Consider the following 17,407-nt stretch of genomic DNA (forward strand, 5'->3'; position numbering starts at 1 on the left):
GTAAAATTTAAAAAAGATTTTGGACCATCATTAGGGGAAATAAATTTTAATAAAATGTCAAATATAAGCGAAATGCAATTTACAGATAAATTAAAACCTGTTTATAACGCCATAAAAAAAACAAAAGATAAGATAGAATTAAAAAATAAAGATCTAATAGGATTTGTTGGAGCACCTTGGACAATTCTTATTTATATGTTAAACCAAAAATCTCCTAAAAATGAAGATTTCAGTTACAAACTAAGAGATCAAAAATTTATTGAAGATTTATTAGAAGTTATTGTTAAGTTTCTTAAAATTCATATTAAAAATCAAATCGATAGTGGAGCGACAATCATTCAAATATTTGATAGTTGGGCCGGACTCTTAAAAGAAAATGATTACGATAAATACATATATAATCCCACTAAAGATTTAGTTAACTTTGTGAAGTCTAAAAACACACCGGTCATATGTTTTCCTAAAGGAATTAATGATTACAAAAGTTATGTTAGTTTAGTAAAACCAGATGTTATTAGTATAGATTATGATGTAGAACCAAAAAAAATCTCGAACAGCATAGATATAACAGTTCAAGGAGGATTAAACCCTAATTTCTTAATTGGCGATAAAGATGAATTGAAAATAAATGTTAAAAAATATTTAGATATATTCAGGGACAAATCATATATTTTTAATCTTGGCCACGGAGTGTTGCCAAATACTGATCCAGGTATGGTAGATTATTTAGTTAAATTAGTTAAAAATTACTCATGAATAAAGATCACCCAAAAATAAATTATGGTAAAACAGGGGTTTTATTAATTAATCTTGGTACCCCTGATAGTACTGGTTGGTGGGATATAAGGAAGTATTTAAAAGAATTTTTATCTGATAGAAGAGTAATAGAAGTAAACCCTTTCCTTTGGCAAATAATATTAAATCTTTTTATATTAACATTTAGACCTTCTAAAACTGCAAAAGCTTATAAAGAAATTTGGATGAAAGATAAAAACATGTCTCCGCTTAGATATTATACGATGATGCAAACTCAAAAATTGTCAAAGAAATTTAACACGGAAGACCTAATAGTTGACTTTGCGATGAGATATGGATCACCAAGTATTAATGTAAAAATAAAAGATCTTAGGGAAAAAGGTTGCGAAAATTTAATAATATTACCTCTGTATCCCCAATATGCATCACCCACAACCGCAACAGTTTGTGATGAAGTATTTAGATCTTTAATGAAATTGAGATGGCAGCCAAGCATTCAAATTGTATCTCATTATGAGGAAAACCCACTTTATATAGACGCAATAATAAATTCTATAAAAAAAAAGATCTCCGAAATTAATTGGAAACCAGACTTAATTGTTGCATCTTACCACGGAATACCAAAAAAATATTTTGATAATGGTGATCCATATCATTGCTATTGCATGAAAACTACGAGGCTTTTAAAAGAAAAATTTAACAGTATTGATATTATGACAACATTTCAATCAAGGTTTGGCCCACAGGAATGGCTAACGCCCTATACAGACAAGACTTTAGAAGAAATTCCAAAACAAGGTAAAAAAAATATATTAGTTATTTGCCCCGGCTTTGCCTCAGATTGTGTAGAAACATTAGAAGAAATAGCAATACAGGGGAAAGAATCTTTTATTGATGCGGGTGGTGAAAATTTTGATCTAATACCATGTTTAAACGACAATGAAGACCACATAAATTTACTTAAAAACTTAGTGGATGCTTATTTGGTAAAATAATGAATATCTATTTAATTTTAAAATCGTTACATTTAATAGCAGTTATTTCTTGGATGGTGGGACTTTTATATTTACCAAGAATTTTTGTATATCATTCAGAAAATAAATTAAACAACGACATATCTGGAGTTTTTAAAATAATGGAAAGACGCCTATATTTTTATATTATGTATCCAGCAATGTTATTATCCTGGATTTTTGGAGTATCAATTATTCATTTTCAAGGAACAGAATTATTAAAAGCTAAATGGTTTTTAATAAAAATTATCGCTGTGATTATTTTAACAGTCTATCATTTTTATCTTGGACACTGCTTGAGGTCGTTTAATCAGGATATGAATAATAACAGTCCTAAATTTTTTAGAGTAATTAATGAAATTCCTACAATTTTACTAATATTAATAGTCTTTTTAGCGATTTTAAAGCCCATGTAGGGTTGAAAAATTTATAATAATGTTTATATTACCTAAATCTTAATAAAAATTCCCTTAACATGAATATCGAAGAACTCAAAAAAAATCCCCCAGCACAGCTTATTACGCAAGCGGAAGAGCTTGGAATAGAAAACGCTAGTACCTTAAGAAAACAAGAAATCTTATTTGCTATACTTAAAAAACTTGCTGAAAAAGGTGAGGAGATAACCGGTATGGGTGTTTTACAACTATTGCAAGATGGCTTTGGGTTCCTAAGAGCTTTAGAGTCAAATTATTTACCCGGCGCAGATGATATATACGTTAGTCCAAGCCAAATAAGAAAATTTGGTCTTAGAACTGGAGATACTGTGGAGGGCCCTGTAAGAGCTCCTAAAGAAGGAGAGAGATATTTTGCATTACTACATGTCAGCAAAATAAACAATGAAGATCCAATGAAATCTAGACACAAAATTGCTTTTGATAACTTAACACCTTTGTATCCAAATAAACAATTAGTTATGGAAGTGGAAAATAACAAAACGGAGAAAAAACCTGATTTAACGTCAAGATTAATTGATCTAGTAAGCCCCATTGGTAAAGGACAAAGATCCTTAATTATTTCACCACCAAAGGCAGGCAAAACTATGATACTCCAAAGTATTGCAAACTCAATAACAGCGAACCATCCCGAGTGTTCCTTAATGGTATTGCTGATTGATGAAAGGCCAGAGGAAGTCACTGACATGCAAAGAACAGTCAAAGGAGAGGTCATAAGTTCTACTTTCGATGAACCAGCTCAAAGACACGTTGCTGTAGCAGAAATGGTAATCGAAAAAGCTAAAAGACTAACAGAGCACAAAAAAGATGTAATTATATTGCTGGATTCCATTACTCGTTTAGGGAGAGCTTACAACGCAGTTGTGCCAAGCTCAGGTAAAGTTTTAACAGGTGGTGTTGATGCTAATGCCCTTCAAAGACCAAAAAGATTTTTTGGTGCAGCGAGAAATATTGAAGAGGGAGGGTCATTAACAATTATAGCTACTGCTTTAATTGATACTGGAAGCAGAATGGACGAGGTAATTTTTGAAGAATTTAAAGGAACAGGAAATAGTGAAACAATACTTGATAGAAAGATTTCAGAAAAAAGAATTTATCCAGCAATAGATATAACTAAATCTGGAACAAGAAGAGAAGAATTATTATTTGATAAAAACGACCTTCAAAAAATGAACGTTTTAAGAAGAATAATTGCCCCAATGGGATCAATGGATGCTATTGAGTTTATAAACTCCAAGTTAAAAGCAACGAAATCTAATACAGAATTTTTTAATTCAATGAACAAGCCAGCTTAAGCTGGATTTTCACATTAAATCTAAAAATTATTTATGTTCTTTAGTAATTCACATTATATACTAAAGAAATGACAATTTTTGCACTATCCTCAGCACCAGGACAATCAGGGGTGGCTGTAATTAGAATATCAGGCCCAGAAACAGGTAATATTATCAAATCAATTACAAATAAAGATTTACCACCCCCTAGAAAAGCGAAGCTTCTAAAAATAAACAATATCAACAATTCTAGCTTAATAGATGAAGGTATAATTTTATGGTTACCTGCACCAAATAGCTATACAGGCGAGGATATGGCTGAACTTCATGTTCATGGCAGCAGAGGTGTAATTACAGAAATACAAAACAACCTTTTGAGTACAAAAAAATGTAGAATGGCAGAAGCAGGAGAGTTTACTAAGATAGCCTTCGTTAACGGTAAAATAAACTTATTAAAAGCAGAAGCAATCGGGGATTTAATAGCTGCAGAAACACAAATTCAGATTGACCAAGCTCAAAGTATTATAAGAGGAAAAAGTTTTTTAAAATTTCAAGATATTAGAGAAAAAATTATTAAAATTTTAGGGACTATGGAAGCTAAAATTGACTTTCCTGACGAAGATATCCCTGAAATTGTGACTGAAAATATAAAAAATGAAGTCGAAAATATAGAAATAGAAATAAAAAAAATTCTTAATGACAATAAAGTTGGTGAGAAAATTAGGACCGGTTTCAAAATTGCTATTGTCGGTCCACCAAATTCAGGGAAATCAAGTTTAATGAATTACTTTTCGAAAAGAGATGTTTCAATTGTTTCTGAAATAGCTGGCACAACTAGGGATGTTTTAGAAACTCATTTAAACTTTGATGGATATCCAGTTATAATTTCAGATACTGCAGGTATTAGGGCATCAAAAGATATAATAGAGAAAGAAGGTATAAAATTAGCGTTTAAGAAAGCAGAGGAGGCTGACCTAAGAATAGTAATAATAGAGCCTAAAAATGTTGAATTCTTTGGTTTTTTGAATGATTTATTCGATAAAAGCTCTCTTTTATTGGTTAATAAAACAGATCTATACGATTTTAAAGTTCCAGAACAATTAAAAAAATATAATCCTTTTTATATTTCTGTTCTTAAAGAAACGAACATTGATAAAGTAATATCAGAAATTAAATTCATTTTAAAAAAATCTTTATATACAAGTACAGATGTTTTTATTACAAGAGAACGCCACAGGATTGAGCTAAATAATTGTATTCTTTCTTTACAAGATTTCAAAAATAAAAATATGAACGAAGATTTCGATAAAGCCACTGAGGACTTAAGAGTTGCTGTAAGAACTTTAGGCAAGGTTGTTGGAAAAGTTGATGTTGAAGAGATTTTATCGAGTATTTTCAATGATTTCTGTATAGGTAAATAAACCCCTATTTATCTGCTTTATTAGCTTATTTTACAATAAATTAATAAAATTTAAGATAGTCTTGTAAAAAAAGATTTCAAATATAAATTTAACTAATGAAAAATAATAAACATTTTGATGTTATAGTAATCGGTGGAGGCCATGCAGGCTGCGAAGCAGCAGCGGCATCCGCAAGACTAGGTGTAAATACGGCTCTGTTTACTAATGATAAATCTTCTATTGGTGAAATGTCATGTAATCCAGCAATAGGTGGTCTAGGTAAAGGCCATTTAGTTAGAGAAATAGATGCACTAGACGGTGTTATGGGAGATGTCGCTGACAAGTCTGGCATTCAATTTAAGCTATTAAATAGAAGTAGAGGGCCAGCTGTTAGAGGGCCACGTACGCAAAGTGATAGATCATTATATAAAAAATACATGCAAGAAAAACTTGTAAACTACTGTAATTTAAGAATTTTTTCAGACTCTGTAAAGGGATTCTTATTTCATAAAAACATTATAAATGGGATATTAACTTCTTCTGGAAAAGAAATTCACTCTAATAAGGTAATACTTACGACAGGGACTTTTTTAAATGGAGTGATACATATAGGTGATAAAAGAACTCCTGCAGGGAGATATAATGAACAGCCTACTTATGGTCTAAGTGAACAGTTACAAAAATACAATTTTAAAATTGGAAGATTAAAAACAGGGACGCCACCTAGGTTAGATGGTAGTACGATTAATTATTCGAATTTAGAGGTACAACATCCAGATGAAGAAGTATCTTTTTTCTCTTTCTTGACAAAAAAAAATATTAACAAACAAATTAGTTGCGGAATTACTTACACCAATGAAAAAGTCCATAATCTAATTTCTAAAAATATTAAACGAAGTGCAGTGTATTCTGGTAGCATAAAGGGCGCAGGACCAAGATACTGTCCTTCAATAGAAGACAAAATTTTTAAATTTAAGGATAAAATAAGACATCAAATATTCTTAGAACCCGAGGGACTTGAGGACAAGACGGTGTATCCAAACGGAATTTCAACCTCACTTCCAGCTGAACTGCAGCAAGAAATATGCAGTAATATCAATGGTTTAGAAAATGTTAAAATATTAAGACCAGGGTACGCAATAGAGTATGATTATGTTGATCCAAGGGAACTTTTTTTAACATTAGAGACAAAGAAGATAAAAAATTTTTACCTAGCTGGTCAAATCAATGGCACAACTGGCTATGAAGAAGCTGCAGCTCAAGGTTTAATTGCAGGAGCAAATGCAGCATTGTCAGTCATGAATAAAGAACCATTAATTCTCGATAGGTCTCAAGCATATATAGGGGTGATGATAGACGATTTAGTTACAAAGGGAGTTGCCGAGCCTTATAGGATGTTTACCTCAAGAGCCGAATACAGACTATCCTTAAGATGCGATAACGCTGATTTAAGACTGACCCCCATTGGTATTAAATTTAATTTAGTTAAATCAGAAAGGAAGAAATTGTTTGAGGATAAATCAATAAAATTGGAAAAACTGAATAAAAAAATGGATGAATTGATGATATCACCGTCAGAGGCAGAAAAACACGGAGTTAAAATCGCAAAAGATGGAGTTTTTAGGTCAGCAAACTCTGTCTTAGCTCAAAAAGGGGTAAAATTCAGTAAAATCAGGGATATTTGGCCTGAAATAGGTGATTATAGCAGTGAAATTGTGGAGCAGGTTGAAATTAATGCTCATTATAAAGGTTACATGAAGAAACAAAATGCTGATATTTTAGCCTTTAAAAGAGACGAAAGTCTTCAAATACCATCTGATATTAATTATGACAGTTTTTCAGGTCTGTCCAACGAAGTTAAGTCTAAATTTAAGCAAATTAGGCCAAAAACAATGGGTCAGGCTCTGAGAATAGATGGAATTACTCCTGCAGCTGTATTTATTCTATTGTCACATCTAAAAAGAAAGTCTATTAAGCATATAGCTTGATCGAATCAATTCTAAAAAAATATTCTCAATTAGAAACATTAAACGTTTCACGTGAAACATTTCCTGCTTTAGAGGAATTCAGGTCTTTATTATTGAGCGAGAACAAAAAAATTAATCTTATTAGCAAATCAACAGAGAAAGAATCAATCAAAAGACATATAATAGATTCAGCTCAAATCATTGATATTATTGATAATAATACTAAATCATGCATAGATTTAGGATCTGGACCAGGCCTACCTGGTATTGTTTTAGCAATTATATTTAAGGAAAAAGGATCTAAAATTAAGTTTTACCTTTATGAAAAAAGTCAAAAGAAAAGTAATTTCTTAAGAAAAATGATAAGGCATTTTAAATTAAATGCCGATGTAAAACAAAAAAACATTTTTCAAGAGAAGAACTTAGAAGCAGATATAATAGTAGCTAGAGCATTTAAGCCTCTTCAAACAATTTTAGAATTAATAGAAAAGAATTTTGTTCATTATAACAGACTAATACTTTTTTTAGGCAAAAGTGGAAAAAGGATGATTAATGAATGTTTAAATTTATGGATGTTTGATTATGAAATCATAGAAAGTTTAACAGATATAAATTCTGTGATCGTAAAAATAAGTAATTTAAAAAAATTATGAAAGAAAAAATTATTTCAATAATAAATCAAAAGGGCGGAGTTGGCAAAACTACAACTGTAATTAATTTGGCGGCTGGGCTTTCTCTAAAAAAAAAAAAAATTTTAGTAATTGATCTTGATCCTCAAGGCAATGCCACAACAGGTCTTGGATTGTCTAATGCAGACCAAACATCTAATTCAATTTACAAGATATTAACTGGCACAAAACTAATTGAACATGCAATTTCAAAAACAAAATTTTCTAACCTCGATATCATCACTTCAAATGTGGATTTATCCGGTCTAGAGGTTGAAACTGCTGATGATGTCAGAAGAGCTTATATTTTGAAGGAGAGATTAGCCGCATATTTAAACAATTCTAGCGGCTCATATGATTATGTGCTTATAGACTGCCCCCCATCCCTTAATTTGTTGACTGTAATGGCCTTAGTAGCTTCTCACTCACTTTTAGTGCCACTCCAAACAGAATTTTTTGCCTTAGAAGGCATAACTCAACTAATAAAAACAATTGACAGAATTAAAATAGGACTGAACCCAGATTTATTAATTAGAGGCATTCTTTTAACAATGTACGACAAGAGAAATAAACTTTCTGGGGAGGTTGAGATTGAGGCAAGAAATTATTTTAAACAAAAAGTTTATAAAAATGTTGTTCCAAGAAATGTAAGATTATCAGAGGCACCTTCACATGGAATGCCAGTGATATTTTATGACAAGTCTTGTCCTGGTAGCAAGTCCTATATAAATTTTACAGAAGAGTTTTTAGCTCAAGAAGAGAGTTTTGAGTCTGCAGCATGATCAACTTTAAAAATAAAAAAGGATTAGGAAGAGGATTGTCCTCTTTAATAGGAGAGGGCAAAGTATCTACCCGTACAAAAGCTAATGTTAGCGATCTTAAAAGAAATAAATATCAACCAAGAAAAAGCTTTAATGAAAGCAGTTTGAATGAATTGACTGACTCCATTAAATCGAGAGGTATTATTCAGCCAATAATAGTAAGAGTCGCCGATGGTAACAGTAAGTACGAAATTATAGCAGGCGAAAGAAGATGGCTTGCTGCACAGAAGGCAGGACTTCATGAAGTTCCAATTGTAGTCATAGATGCTGACGATAAAAAAGCATTGGAATTTGGAATAGTTGAAAATGTTCAAAGACATGATTTAAATGCAATAGAGGAAGCCGAGGGTTACAAAAGATTAATTGATGAATTTTCTTACGATCAGGAACAAGTTGCTAAATTTATTGGTAAGAGCAGAAGCCATATAGCTAATTCTTTGAGGTTACTTACTTTACCCCAAGAAGTAAGCAATCTTGTCAAAGAAAATAAAATTTCGCCAGGTCATGCAAAAATTTTGGTTGGTTTAGAAAATTGTTTATTAATCTCAAAAAAAATCATTTCAAAAAGATTATCAGTAAGACAAACTGAAAATCTTGTTAGAACATATAAAACACCTAGAAAACTATTTTCCAGAAACAAAGATCCGAACATTAAGATACTAGAGCAAAACTTGATGGAAATAATTGGCATGAATGTAGAGATAAAAAACAAAAAAAATAATAAAGGCTCAATAATTTTTAATTATAAAGAATTAGACCAATTAAATAGGATTATTGAGTCAATAAAGAAGAGTTACTAGTTTTTTTGCTTATTATCTCGTAAATAAAATTTTTCATCAAAATTAAACCTAACGAATTATCCTTTTTAATTTTCGTTTCTATATCATTTATTTTGTAAATTAAGTTTTTTACTGCTTCTAAAGACCAGATTTTAAGTTGTTTTTCAATAATAGGTTTATCTTTCCAAAATATTGCAGGTTTATATTTTGATATTACTCTTTCTATGCTTTTTTCAGTATGAAGATTTTCTAAAAGACTTAATATTTTTTTTGTTTTTTGTAGAAATACTCTTAAAATCAAAAATGTATCCTCATTAGAGTAATTGTTTTCGACCAACATTTGACAGGTTTTTTTCACATTCTTACTTAGAGATGCATCAACTAATTCTGAAGCACTGTAATTTTCAGATAAATTAGTTAGTGTAGAGATTTCCTTTAGGGATATAATTCTTTTATCTGACAAATAATTTGATATTTTTTCTAGTTCTAGCTTAAGAAATCCCCTGTCACCATTACATCTGTTGACCAATAAATTTAATGTCTCATGGGAGATGTTTATTTTTTTTTCTTTGAAGAAAGTATTTGCAATATTTATTAAAGATTGAGAATTGTCTTTGTAAGTTGGTATTATTACAGCTTTTTTTGAATCTTCAATATTTTTTCTTAGTTTAGATTTTTTTTCAAGCAAACCGCAATTAATTATTATTAGGTCTTCTGTAACATCTTCACATATTTCCATGACTGTTTCTGATATTTTGTCTGTACATCTTTCGAGTAAAAAAATTTTTTTTTCTTCAAATAATGAATTATTTTTAATTTGATTATAAAATTCAGTTGTATTTTTTAAGACCTGAGTCTCATCATATTTTACTTCTTTTCCGCTGTGATTTTTTTTAATTTTATTAATTATCTCTTTTTTTAAACCTTCATTTTCACCATAAATTAGAAAGACCTTAAATTCTGAAATTTTTTTTTTATCTATTTCAAAGCTTTTTATAATCATTTAACATTAGCTAAATATAGTAGTATTTGTTTAGTAATTTCCTCTACTAAGTTTTGTTTTAGATTTTTTTCGTATTGTCTTAAATTAAATTTATTATCATTAACATTATACTCGAAGTTCTCTTCAAAGTTTTTTGAGGAAATTAATTTCTGATTTTCATCCAAAAGAGATAAATCTATGTTTATTTTTAACCTATTTCTTGATGGATTTCCTTTGGAGTCTTTTAAAATAACTGAAATATCTTCTTTAAAATCAAAAATAATATTTAAACTTTTATTTGCATTTTCATTAGAGAGTACACTTATACTATTCTCAATATAGTTTGTAAGATTATTATTAATATTTTTTTTAAAACTTATTACTTTATAATTACTGTCCTTCGATGAATATAATGGTGTGTATCCGCAACTAATTATTAATAATAAAGGAAAAATTAATAATATTTTTTTCATTTTACAATAAAGTTAACTAATCTGTTTTTTACTATAATATGCTTTAATAGATTTTTATCACTTAAAATATTTGATATTTTTTCATCTTTCTTTATTTTGTTAATAACTTCGCTGTCTTTTAAATCTTTTTTTATTTTAATAAGTGATTTTTTCTTGCCATTTATTTGAATAACAATATTTACAAATTTTTCTTCCAAGTATTTTGCATCTGCTTTAGGCCATTCAATTTTTTTTGTATGATTTAAATCTTTTACTGCTTCAGAAATTATATGAGGCATTACAGGCATTATTAAGGTTAAGATTTTTAAATAATTTTCTTTTAGAACTTCAGCTTTGTAATCTTTCTCTATTTCTTTAATCAAGAAATTGTATGTTTCATATATGTTAGCGACAATTACATTATAATTAAATTTTTCTAAATTAAATGTGATTTTTTGAATTAATTTATTTGTAAAAATATCAAGTTCATTGTGATCCAAACCTTTTTTATTCAGTTTTAGTTTTTCTAAAATCTTATTATGAAGAATCCAAAATTTATTAATAAATTTGTAAGATGCAACCATCCCTTGTTCTGACCATTGTATATCCTTCTCTGGAGGACTGTCAGACAGAATAAAAAGTCTCACAGCATCTGCTCCATAGTTTTCAATAATTTTTTCTGGATCAATAACGTTCTTTTTCGATTTTGACATTGACTCTGATGGTCCAACAATAACTTTTGCTTTTTTATTATCATTTGTAAAAAAATTTTTTCCATCTTCAGAAAATACTTCATCGGGACTTAACCAATTGTTATTTTCACCTTTATAAGTTTCATGACAAACCATACCTTGTGTAAATAATCCTTCAAAAGGTTCCTTACTAATAAACTCTTTATTTTGATAATTAAGAGCTAACATAAAAAATCTTGAGTAGAGCAAGTGCAAAATTGCATGCTCAACTCCACCAATATATTGATCTACAGGCATCCAATATTTAATTTCATCAATATCGTATCCATATTTTTCATTGGTTGGAGAACAAAAACGAAGGTAATACCAAGATGAATCCACAAAAGTATCAAGTGTGTCTGTTTCTAATTTGTAGTTTTTATCCTCAATTTTAATTGTTTTCCATTCTTCTTGGTGATCTAAAGGATTTCCCTTAGTTTTAAGATTTATATTTTCTGGTAATTTAATTGGCAGCTGATCCTCAGGCACACGTATATAATTTCCTTGGTCGTCATAAGCAATAGGTATTGGACAACCCCAATATCTTTGTCTAGAAATGCCCCAATCTTTTAGCCTAAAATTAATTTTTTTCTTTCCAGATTTCCTCTCCTCAATCTCTTCAATAGCTTTAGAAATCGCATCACTTGGAGAATTTAATCCATCTAAAAATGATGAATTAATCATTACACCATCCCCAACATAAGCTTCTTCATTTACCTTAAAGTTACCCTTAAAATTTTTTGGTTTTACAACAGTTTTTATCGGTAAATTGTATTTTTTTGCAAATTCAAAATCTCTCTGATCGTGAGCCGGACATCCGAAAACTGCACCAAAACCATAATCCATTAATACAAAGTTCGCAAAATAAACTGGAACTTTTATATTTTTATCAAAAGGGTTTACTGCAATTAAATCAGTCTTAAATCCAATTTTTTCTGCCTGAGCAATGGACTCTTCTGTAGTTCCTGTTTTAGAACAGTCTTGTTTAAATTTTTGAAACTCTTCATCTTTCTCATAAAATTTTGAAATAGGGTGATCTGCTGAAATCCCTAAAAATGAAAAACCAAATAATGTATCAGGTCGAGTAGTGAAACATTTGATATTCTTTATTGATTTGTTTCCCTCAATTTTAAAGTCAATTTCACATCCATAAGATTTTCCAATCCAATTTTTTTGCATGACTTTCACTTTGTTTGGCCATTTATCAAGTTTATCTAGACCTAATAACAGTTCATCTGAAAATTTCGAAATCCTAAAAAACCATTGACTTAATTTTTTTCTCTCAACAGTTGCGCCTGACCTCCATCCTTTGCCATCAATTACTTGTTCATTTGCTAGCACTGTTTGATCTATAGGGTCCCAATTTACATAGTTTTCTTTCTTGTAAACTAATCCTTTATCGTAGAGTTCTAAAAAAAATAGCTGTTGGTGTTTATAGTAATCTGGAGAACATGTAGAAATCTCTCTATCCCAGTCTATTGATAGTCCTAATTTTTTCAATTGTGATTTCATTACAGATATATTCTTTTCTGTCCAACCCTTAGGATCTAAGTTATTCTCTTTTGCGGCGTTTTCTGCCGGCATCCCAAAAGAGTCCCATCCCATAGGGTGAAGAACATTATAATTTTGAAGTCTTTTATACCTAGCCAGCACATCTCCAATTGTATAGTTTCTAACATGCCCCATGTGAATTTTACCAGATGGATATGGAAACATTTCAAGACAATAAAATTTCTTTTTATTTTTATCTAAATCTGTTTTAAAAAAATTATTTTTATGCCAGAATTTTTGCCACTTTTCTTCGACTATTTTAAAATTATATCTTTCCACAAAATTTATTCAAAAATAATAAACATCTGTTAAGGGCTACGAAGCGTTTTGGCTTTATTTTTCCCTTTTTCTTCGTAGTATTTACTGAAACCTTCTTTCTCCATCAAAGTTGCTTTTTTTAAAATTGCAAGTTTGATTTCTTTCTCCAATTTGGATTTAATTTTATTAGTACTACAATCATTATTTTTGCAAATTTTTTCAAAAAGTATCACTTCTACAGCATCTGCTCTTATTTCATTAGTCAGAAATTTTACAGTTATTTTGAGATCTCTTGTGCTCTCAGAATCTTTGTTTTCAGCTGAGAACCAATCTGTAATAATTATTCCGCCTGAATAACTTGCATTTGTCAAAGGTACAAAATCAAATATTTCTATTGATGCCCTCCATAATGGATTGGATGAAGCAAAATCAAAATCCCCACCTCTTGTTGCGCCTTTTCCAAATCTTATACCTCTTCCCTCTTGAATATTTTTTCTTGTTCTATCATCAACGTTAACAGGAACATCTTTAACGTCGGCTCTTTTATAAATTCCACATGAATTAAGACTTACTAGAATTATAAAACTCAAAAATATATTTAAGAACTTAAATTTAATCATAAAAAATCGGTTTAAAGATATAAAACCCATGAAATATAGCAAAATATAGCAAAATCCAGTATTTTAATTGTGACTTTTATATCACACATTATCAAAAAATGTATATTTAGTGATGATTCTAGGGGTTTTAATCTGATTTTTTGCTAAAAAATATTCATTCATATGAATATAAACAAAAGGAGTACTTTATGAATAATTTTAAAAAAATTGGGCTTACAGCACTAGCAGGTTCGTTAGTAGCAGTATCAGCTCATGCTGGAGAGCTTAGTGTTTCTGGTGGTGTTAACATCACTTTAAAACATGGTACAGCTGCTGCAGCATCAAATACATCTGGTAGAGGTATCGGTACTGACAAAGACGTTGCTTTTACAGGTGGTGGTGAGTTAGATAACGGAACAACGTTTTCTGTAACTACAGCTACAACAGACGCGCAGACTGACTTAACGTCTGGTTACATTACAATTTCGACACCTTCAATGGGTTCGTTCTTAATGGGTAACCACAGCGGTGCAGCTCACTACAAATACGATGAAGAAGTTCCACAAGTTTACGAACAGATTTCAGATATTACATCTACTGTTACGCAAAACAAAGTTGGTGACTTTATGGACAATAACCACATAACATATACATCTCCGACGTTTGATTTAGGTGGTGCACAAGTTACACTAGACCTAGGTTATGCATCAGATGCAAATGACACTGAGACAGGTGATGGTGGTGTACCAGGTGGCGGAACTTACGGTTCTGGAACAGAAGCTGGTATAACTATCGCTTATGATGCTTTCAAATTTGGTATCTACGGTGCTGAAAGAGAAAACAACAGAACATCTGCAGCAGGTGTTGATGCAGTAAGAGATGAGTTCAACGGTGTATGGTATGCTAAATACTCATTTGGTCCAGTATCTGTTGGTTACTCAGAGTTCTACATTGACTCAGGTGTTACAGGTACAGCAGAAGCAACAAATACTGCTAAAGTACTTAGAACAGCAGCTGGTTTCCAAGAAGGTCATCAAATCGGTATTGCATTTAACGTAAATGACAACTTGTCAGTTTCTTACACAGAATCAGAAGAAACATATGATGCACAGGCTGATACTGCTGCAGGAGTAGCTGACGTAGACCAAGAGATTGATGCAATTCAGGTTGCATATTCAATGGGTGGTATGTCAATAAAAGCTTATCAAATGGATGTAACAAATCCTTCATTTGATGAAGATGCAAGCGACTCACAAGTAACAGAAATTGCTTTAGGACTTGCGTTCTAATTTGATTTTTTACTAAATTTAAAACGGCCCAGTATATATACTTGGGCCGTTTTTTTTTATCCAAGATATTCCTGCAAAACCTTCTACTCTGCACATTTTTAAATATTTAATATTTTCACTGTTTATACCACCTAAAGAAATGATATCTTTTTTTGCGATTAATCTAATTATATTGAATTTAGTAACTCCTAAATAATTTCTATTTTTCTTGGTTTTAAATATCGGACTTAAAAAAATCTTAGTACAGCCTTGTTTCTCTTTGTTAATAACTTCTATAATATTATGTGCAGATCCTATTATCTCAAAATTTTTTTTTGGGATATTTTTATAATTTAATACTTTTTTAAAAGAAGGAATGTAAATTCCATTAAAATTGAATCTTAAAGCCAATTTTAGGTTATTAGATATGTAAACTTTTCTTCCTTGTTTTTTACAAAAAGCAACTAATTCTAAAATTTCTTTTGTATTAAATTTATTTAAATAATTTCTGTATATTATATTTATTGATTTATTTAATTTATAGATTTCATCTCTGTTAAATTTGTCTATATAATAGTAAATAGATTTAAACATATGGAAAACGTAGTAAAAAATTTTAATTTAATAAAGCAAGAAATTATAGGTAAAAAAAAAATTAAATTAGTTGCTGTTACCAAAACTTTCCCAATTAGCCATATATTGCCCGTTATTAATGAAGGGCACACTGATTTTGGTGAAAATAAAGTTCAAGAAGCAATGGAGAAATGGATAAGTATTAAAAAAGACTTTCCAAAGATTAATTTACATCTAATAGGCAAATTGCAAACTAATAAAGTTAAATTTGTGTTACCCCTATTTGATTATATACATTCCCTAGATAATCTTAAGTTGGCAAGCAAGATAGCTGACGAGCAAATAAAAAAAAATTTTAAACCTAAAATTTTTATTCAAGTCAACATTGGTGACGAGGCACAAAAAGGTGGTATTGAAATTAGTAATTTAGAAAACTTCTATAAAAGATGTATTGAGGAATTTAAATTAAATATAATTGGGCTAATGTGTATACCCCCATTTGATAATGACTCTAATCCATATTTTATAAAAATGAGAGAATTATCAGAAAATTTAGGTTTAAAAGATATAAGCATGGGCATGTCTGATGATTATATGGACGCTATAAAACAAGGTTCAACATTTATAAGAATAGGCTCAAAAATATTTGGTGCAAGAAGTTAAGAAATTTTGATTTTCGAATTTTTATTTATTATTTTTAATAATATTAATAAATCATTTTTTTTTAAAGCTATGCAGCCTTTGGTAGGATCATAATTTTTTGTTAAATGAATAAAAATTGCACTTCCTTTAAATGGCTTTGTTTTGTTTGTATTATACTCTATAACAATTAAAATATCATAAGCATTATCTTTTCTAAAAAGTTTTTCACCTATATTCTTTTTATTTAAAACAATTTCTCTATTATAATTTTTATTATTCGGGTCATCGCACCAACCCATATTTTGTGTAATTGTCTTTGTCTTTAAAATTGTGTTTGGTTTTTTAACTCTATCTGGTCGATAGTAAACCTTACCAATCTTAAAAACTCCTATTGGAGTACAATGATCACCCTCAACTTTTTTTAATTTTAGTCCCTTTTTACCAATAGAGCATTTGAACTTAAATTCATCAACAATTAAGTGTTCTTTATTTTTTAATCTTAATAACATAATATAATTTAATGCATTCGCAAAAGTTGCATATTTTAAATATACCAGAATTAGATAAAATTTTTATAGAAATCAAAGATTATTTTAATTTCAGTGTTCATTACTTTAGCGAAAAAAAGGATTTGGTTAAAAAAATGGATGAGGATAAAAAATTTTTAGTGAATTCTGTAATCCTTGCTAATCAGAAAGACTTTCAACTGTTGAAAAGTAAAACAGACGAAAAACAAATTCTTTGTATTACAAAATTTCCATTAAAAATCTCAAATTTAATTGATCAATTAAACGTAAGATTTATACAACAAAATTACTCTGCTCAATCTAATATTAATATAAATAAATACATATTAGATACAAATTCAAGAATATTAAAAAAAAACGATAATGAACTTAAATTAACTGAACGAGAAATCGATACTATTATATTTCTTAAAAATAAAAATAAACCAGTCAAGGTTGATATTCTTCAAAAAAAAGTTTGGAAATACGGAGAGGATCTAGAAACGCACACAGTTGAGACACATATTTATAGATTAAGAAAAAAAATCAAAGACACTTTCAATGATGATTCATTTATTAAGAGTAAAAAAGATGGATACTTAATTAATGAGTAAGAAAAATCCTTTAAAAAGATACCTATTTACAAAAAAATATAAACCTAGAATAATCAAACCTAAAAAAGGAAAAGGTAGTTTTAAAAGAAAAAAAAAATAGA

At 29.6% G+C, this 17,407-nt stretch carries 19 protein-coding genes; 13 read left to right on the forward strand and 6 right to left on the reverse strand.

What is annotated here, in order from left to right; all coding sequences use genetic code 11:
* From AMN80_RS00055 to AMN80_RS00095, 9 genes are all read left to right on the forward strand, one after another.
* A partial coding sequence (locus tag AMN80_RS00055) for a uroporphyrinogen decarboxylase family protein (protein WP_075519991.1) occupies positions 1–756 on the forward strand: 756 nt, incomplete at its 5' end.
* A complete protein-coding gene (gene hemH, locus AMN80_RS00060) occupies positions 753–1,751 on the forward strand; it encodes a ferrochelatase (RefSeq protein WP_075519992.1) in 999 nt (332 codons plus the stop codon). The genes AMN80_RS00055 and hemH, both read left to right, overlap by 4 nt.
* Positions 1,751–2,185, forward strand: a complete 435-nt coding sequence (gene hemJ / locus AMN80_RS00065; RefSeq protein ID WP_075519993.1) for a protoporphyrinogen oxidase HemJ — start codon at positions 1,751–1,753, stop codon at positions 2,183–2,185. Before hemH ends, hemJ begins: the two co-directional genes overlap by 1 nt.
* Before the next feature lie 59 nt (positions 2,186–2,244).
* Complete coding sequence (rho, locus tag AMN80_RS00070; RefSeq protein ID WP_075519994.1) at positions 2,245–3,516, forward strand: transcription termination factor Rho; 1,272 nt, start codon at positions 2,245–2,247, stop codon at positions 3,514–3,516.
* A gap of 68 nt (positions 3,517–3,584) precedes the next feature.
* The gene (gene mnmE / locus AMN80_RS00075; RefSeq protein ID WP_075519995.1) at positions 3,585–4,916 is read left to right on the forward strand and encodes a tRNA uridine-5-carboxymethylaminomethyl(34) synthesis GTPase MnmE; all 1,332 of its coding nucleotides are present in this window, start codon (positions 3,585–3,587) and stop codon (positions 4,914–4,916) included.
* Positions 4,917–5,011: 95 nt separating this feature from the next.
* On the forward strand, positions 5,012–6,883 hold the full coding sequence (mnmG, locus tag AMN80_RS00080; protein ID WP_075519996.1) for a tRNA uridine-5-carboxymethylaminomethyl(34) synthesis enzyme MnmG: 1,872 nt from the start codon (positions 5,012–5,014) through the stop codon (positions 6,881–6,883).
* Complete coding sequence (rsmG, locus tag AMN80_RS00085; protein ID WP_082256510.1) at positions 6,880–7,515, forward strand: 16S rRNA (guanine(527)-N(7))-methyltransferase RsmG; 636 nt, start codon at positions 6,880–6,882, stop codon at positions 7,513–7,515. The genes mnmG and rsmG overlap by 4 nt, the downstream gene beginning before the upstream one ends.
* Entirely contained in the window at positions 7,512–8,312 is an 801-nt protein-coding gene (locus AMN80_RS00090; RefSeq protein ID WP_075519997.1) for a ParA family protein, read from the forward strand. The genes rsmG and AMN80_RS00090 overlap by 4 nt, the downstream gene beginning before the upstream one ends.
* Positions 8,309–9,151 (forward strand): ParB/RepB/Spo0J family partition protein, encoded by an 843-nt coding sequence (locus tag AMN80_RS00095; protein ID WP_075519998.1) that lies wholly within the window; start codon positions 8,309–8,311, stop codon positions 9,149–9,151. Before AMN80_RS00090 ends, AMN80_RS00095 begins: the two co-directional genes overlap by 4 nt.
* Here AMN80_RS00095 and holA read toward each other — a convergent pair.
* The 4 genes from holA to AMN80_RS00115 are packed head-to-tail and all read right to left on the reverse strand — an operon-like array spanning position 9,123 to position 13,724.
* A complete protein-coding gene (gene holA / locus AMN80_RS00100) occupies positions 9,123–10,133 on the reverse strand; it encodes a DNA polymerase III subunit delta (RefSeq protein WP_075519999.1) in 1,011 nt (336 codons plus the stop codon). The genes AMN80_RS00095 and holA overlap by 29 nt on opposite strands.
* Positions 10,130–10,585, reverse strand: coding sequence for a hypothetical protein (locus tag AMN80_RS00105; RefSeq protein WP_075520000.1), 456 nt, complete (start codon positions 10,583–10,585; stop codon positions 10,130–10,132). Before AMN80_RS00105 ends, holA begins: the two co-directional genes overlap by 4 nt.
* Positions 10,582–13,125, reverse strand: a complete 2,544-nt coding sequence (gene leuS, locus AMN80_RS00110; RefSeq protein ID WP_075520001.1) for a leucine--tRNA ligase — start codon at positions 13,123–13,125, stop codon at positions 10,582–10,584. Before leuS ends, AMN80_RS00105 begins: the two co-directional genes overlap by 4 nt.
* Positions 13,126–13,154: 29 nt before the next feature.
* Positions 13,155–13,724 carry a DUF3576 domain-containing protein gene (locus AMN80_RS00115; protein WP_075520018.1) on the reverse strand — a complete coding sequence of 190 codons (570 nt, stop codon included), beginning with the start codon at positions 13,722–13,724 and terminating at the stop codon, positions 13,155–13,157.
* Between the two features lie 188 nt (positions 13,725–13,912).
* On the opposite strand from AMN80_RS00115, the gene AMN80_RS00120 reads away from it, so the two are divergent.
* On the forward strand, positions 13,913–14,992 hold the full coding sequence (locus AMN80_RS00120) for a porin family protein (RefSeq protein WP_075520002.1): 1,080 nt from the start codon (positions 13,913–13,915) through the stop codon (positions 14,990–14,992).
* A gap of 18 nt (positions 14,993–15,010) precedes the next feature.
* On the opposite strand, the gene AMN80_RS00125 is transcribed toward AMN80_RS00120, so the two are convergent.
* Entirely contained in the window at positions 15,011–15,565 is a 555-nt protein-coding gene (locus tag AMN80_RS00125) for a thiamine phosphate synthase (RefSeq protein ID WP_075520003.1), read from the reverse strand.
* Between AMN80_RS00125 and AMN80_RS00130 the strand changes: the two genes are divergently transcribed.
* Positions 15,566–16,207, forward strand: coding sequence for a YggS family pyridoxal phosphate-dependent enzyme (locus AMN80_RS00130; protein ID WP_075520004.1), 642 nt, complete (start codon positions 15,566–15,568; stop codon positions 16,205–16,207). It begins immediately after the preceding gene.
* On the opposite strand, the gene AMN80_RS00135 is transcribed toward AMN80_RS00130, so the two are convergent.
* Positions 16,204–16,695: a L,D-transpeptidase family protein gene (locus AMN80_RS00135; protein ID WP_075520005.1), complete on the reverse strand. Its 492-nt coding sequence runs from the start codon at positions 16,693–16,695 to the stop codon at positions 16,204–16,206. The genes AMN80_RS00130 and AMN80_RS00135 overlap by 4 nt on opposite strands.
* Positions 16,696–16,706: 11 nt before the next feature.
* On the opposite strand from AMN80_RS00135, the gene AMN80_RS00140 reads away from it, so the two are divergent.
* Both AMN80_RS00140 and arfA read left to right on the forward strand, forming a co-directional pair.
* Positions 16,707–17,306 carry a winged helix-turn-helix domain-containing protein gene (locus tag AMN80_RS00140; protein ID WP_075520006.1) on the forward strand — a complete coding sequence of 200 codons (600 nt, stop codon included), beginning with the start codon at positions 16,707–16,709 and terminating at the stop codon, positions 17,304–17,306.
* Positions 17,299–17,406: an alternative ribosome rescue factor ArfA gene (gene arfA / locus AMN80_RS05490; RefSeq protein WP_143323364.1), complete on the forward strand. Its 108-nt coding sequence runs from the start codon at positions 17,299–17,301 to the stop codon at positions 17,404–17,406. Before AMN80_RS00140 ends, arfA begins: the two co-directional genes overlap by 8 nt.
* Position 17,407 lies beyond the last annotated feature (1 nt).

It is taken from the genome of Candidatus Pelagibacter communis (assembly GCF_001179985.1).
In the GTDB taxonomy this organism is placed as follows: Bacteria; Pseudomonadota; Alphaproteobacteria; order Pelagibacterales; family Pelagibacteraceae; genus Pelagibacter; species Pelagibacter ubique_J.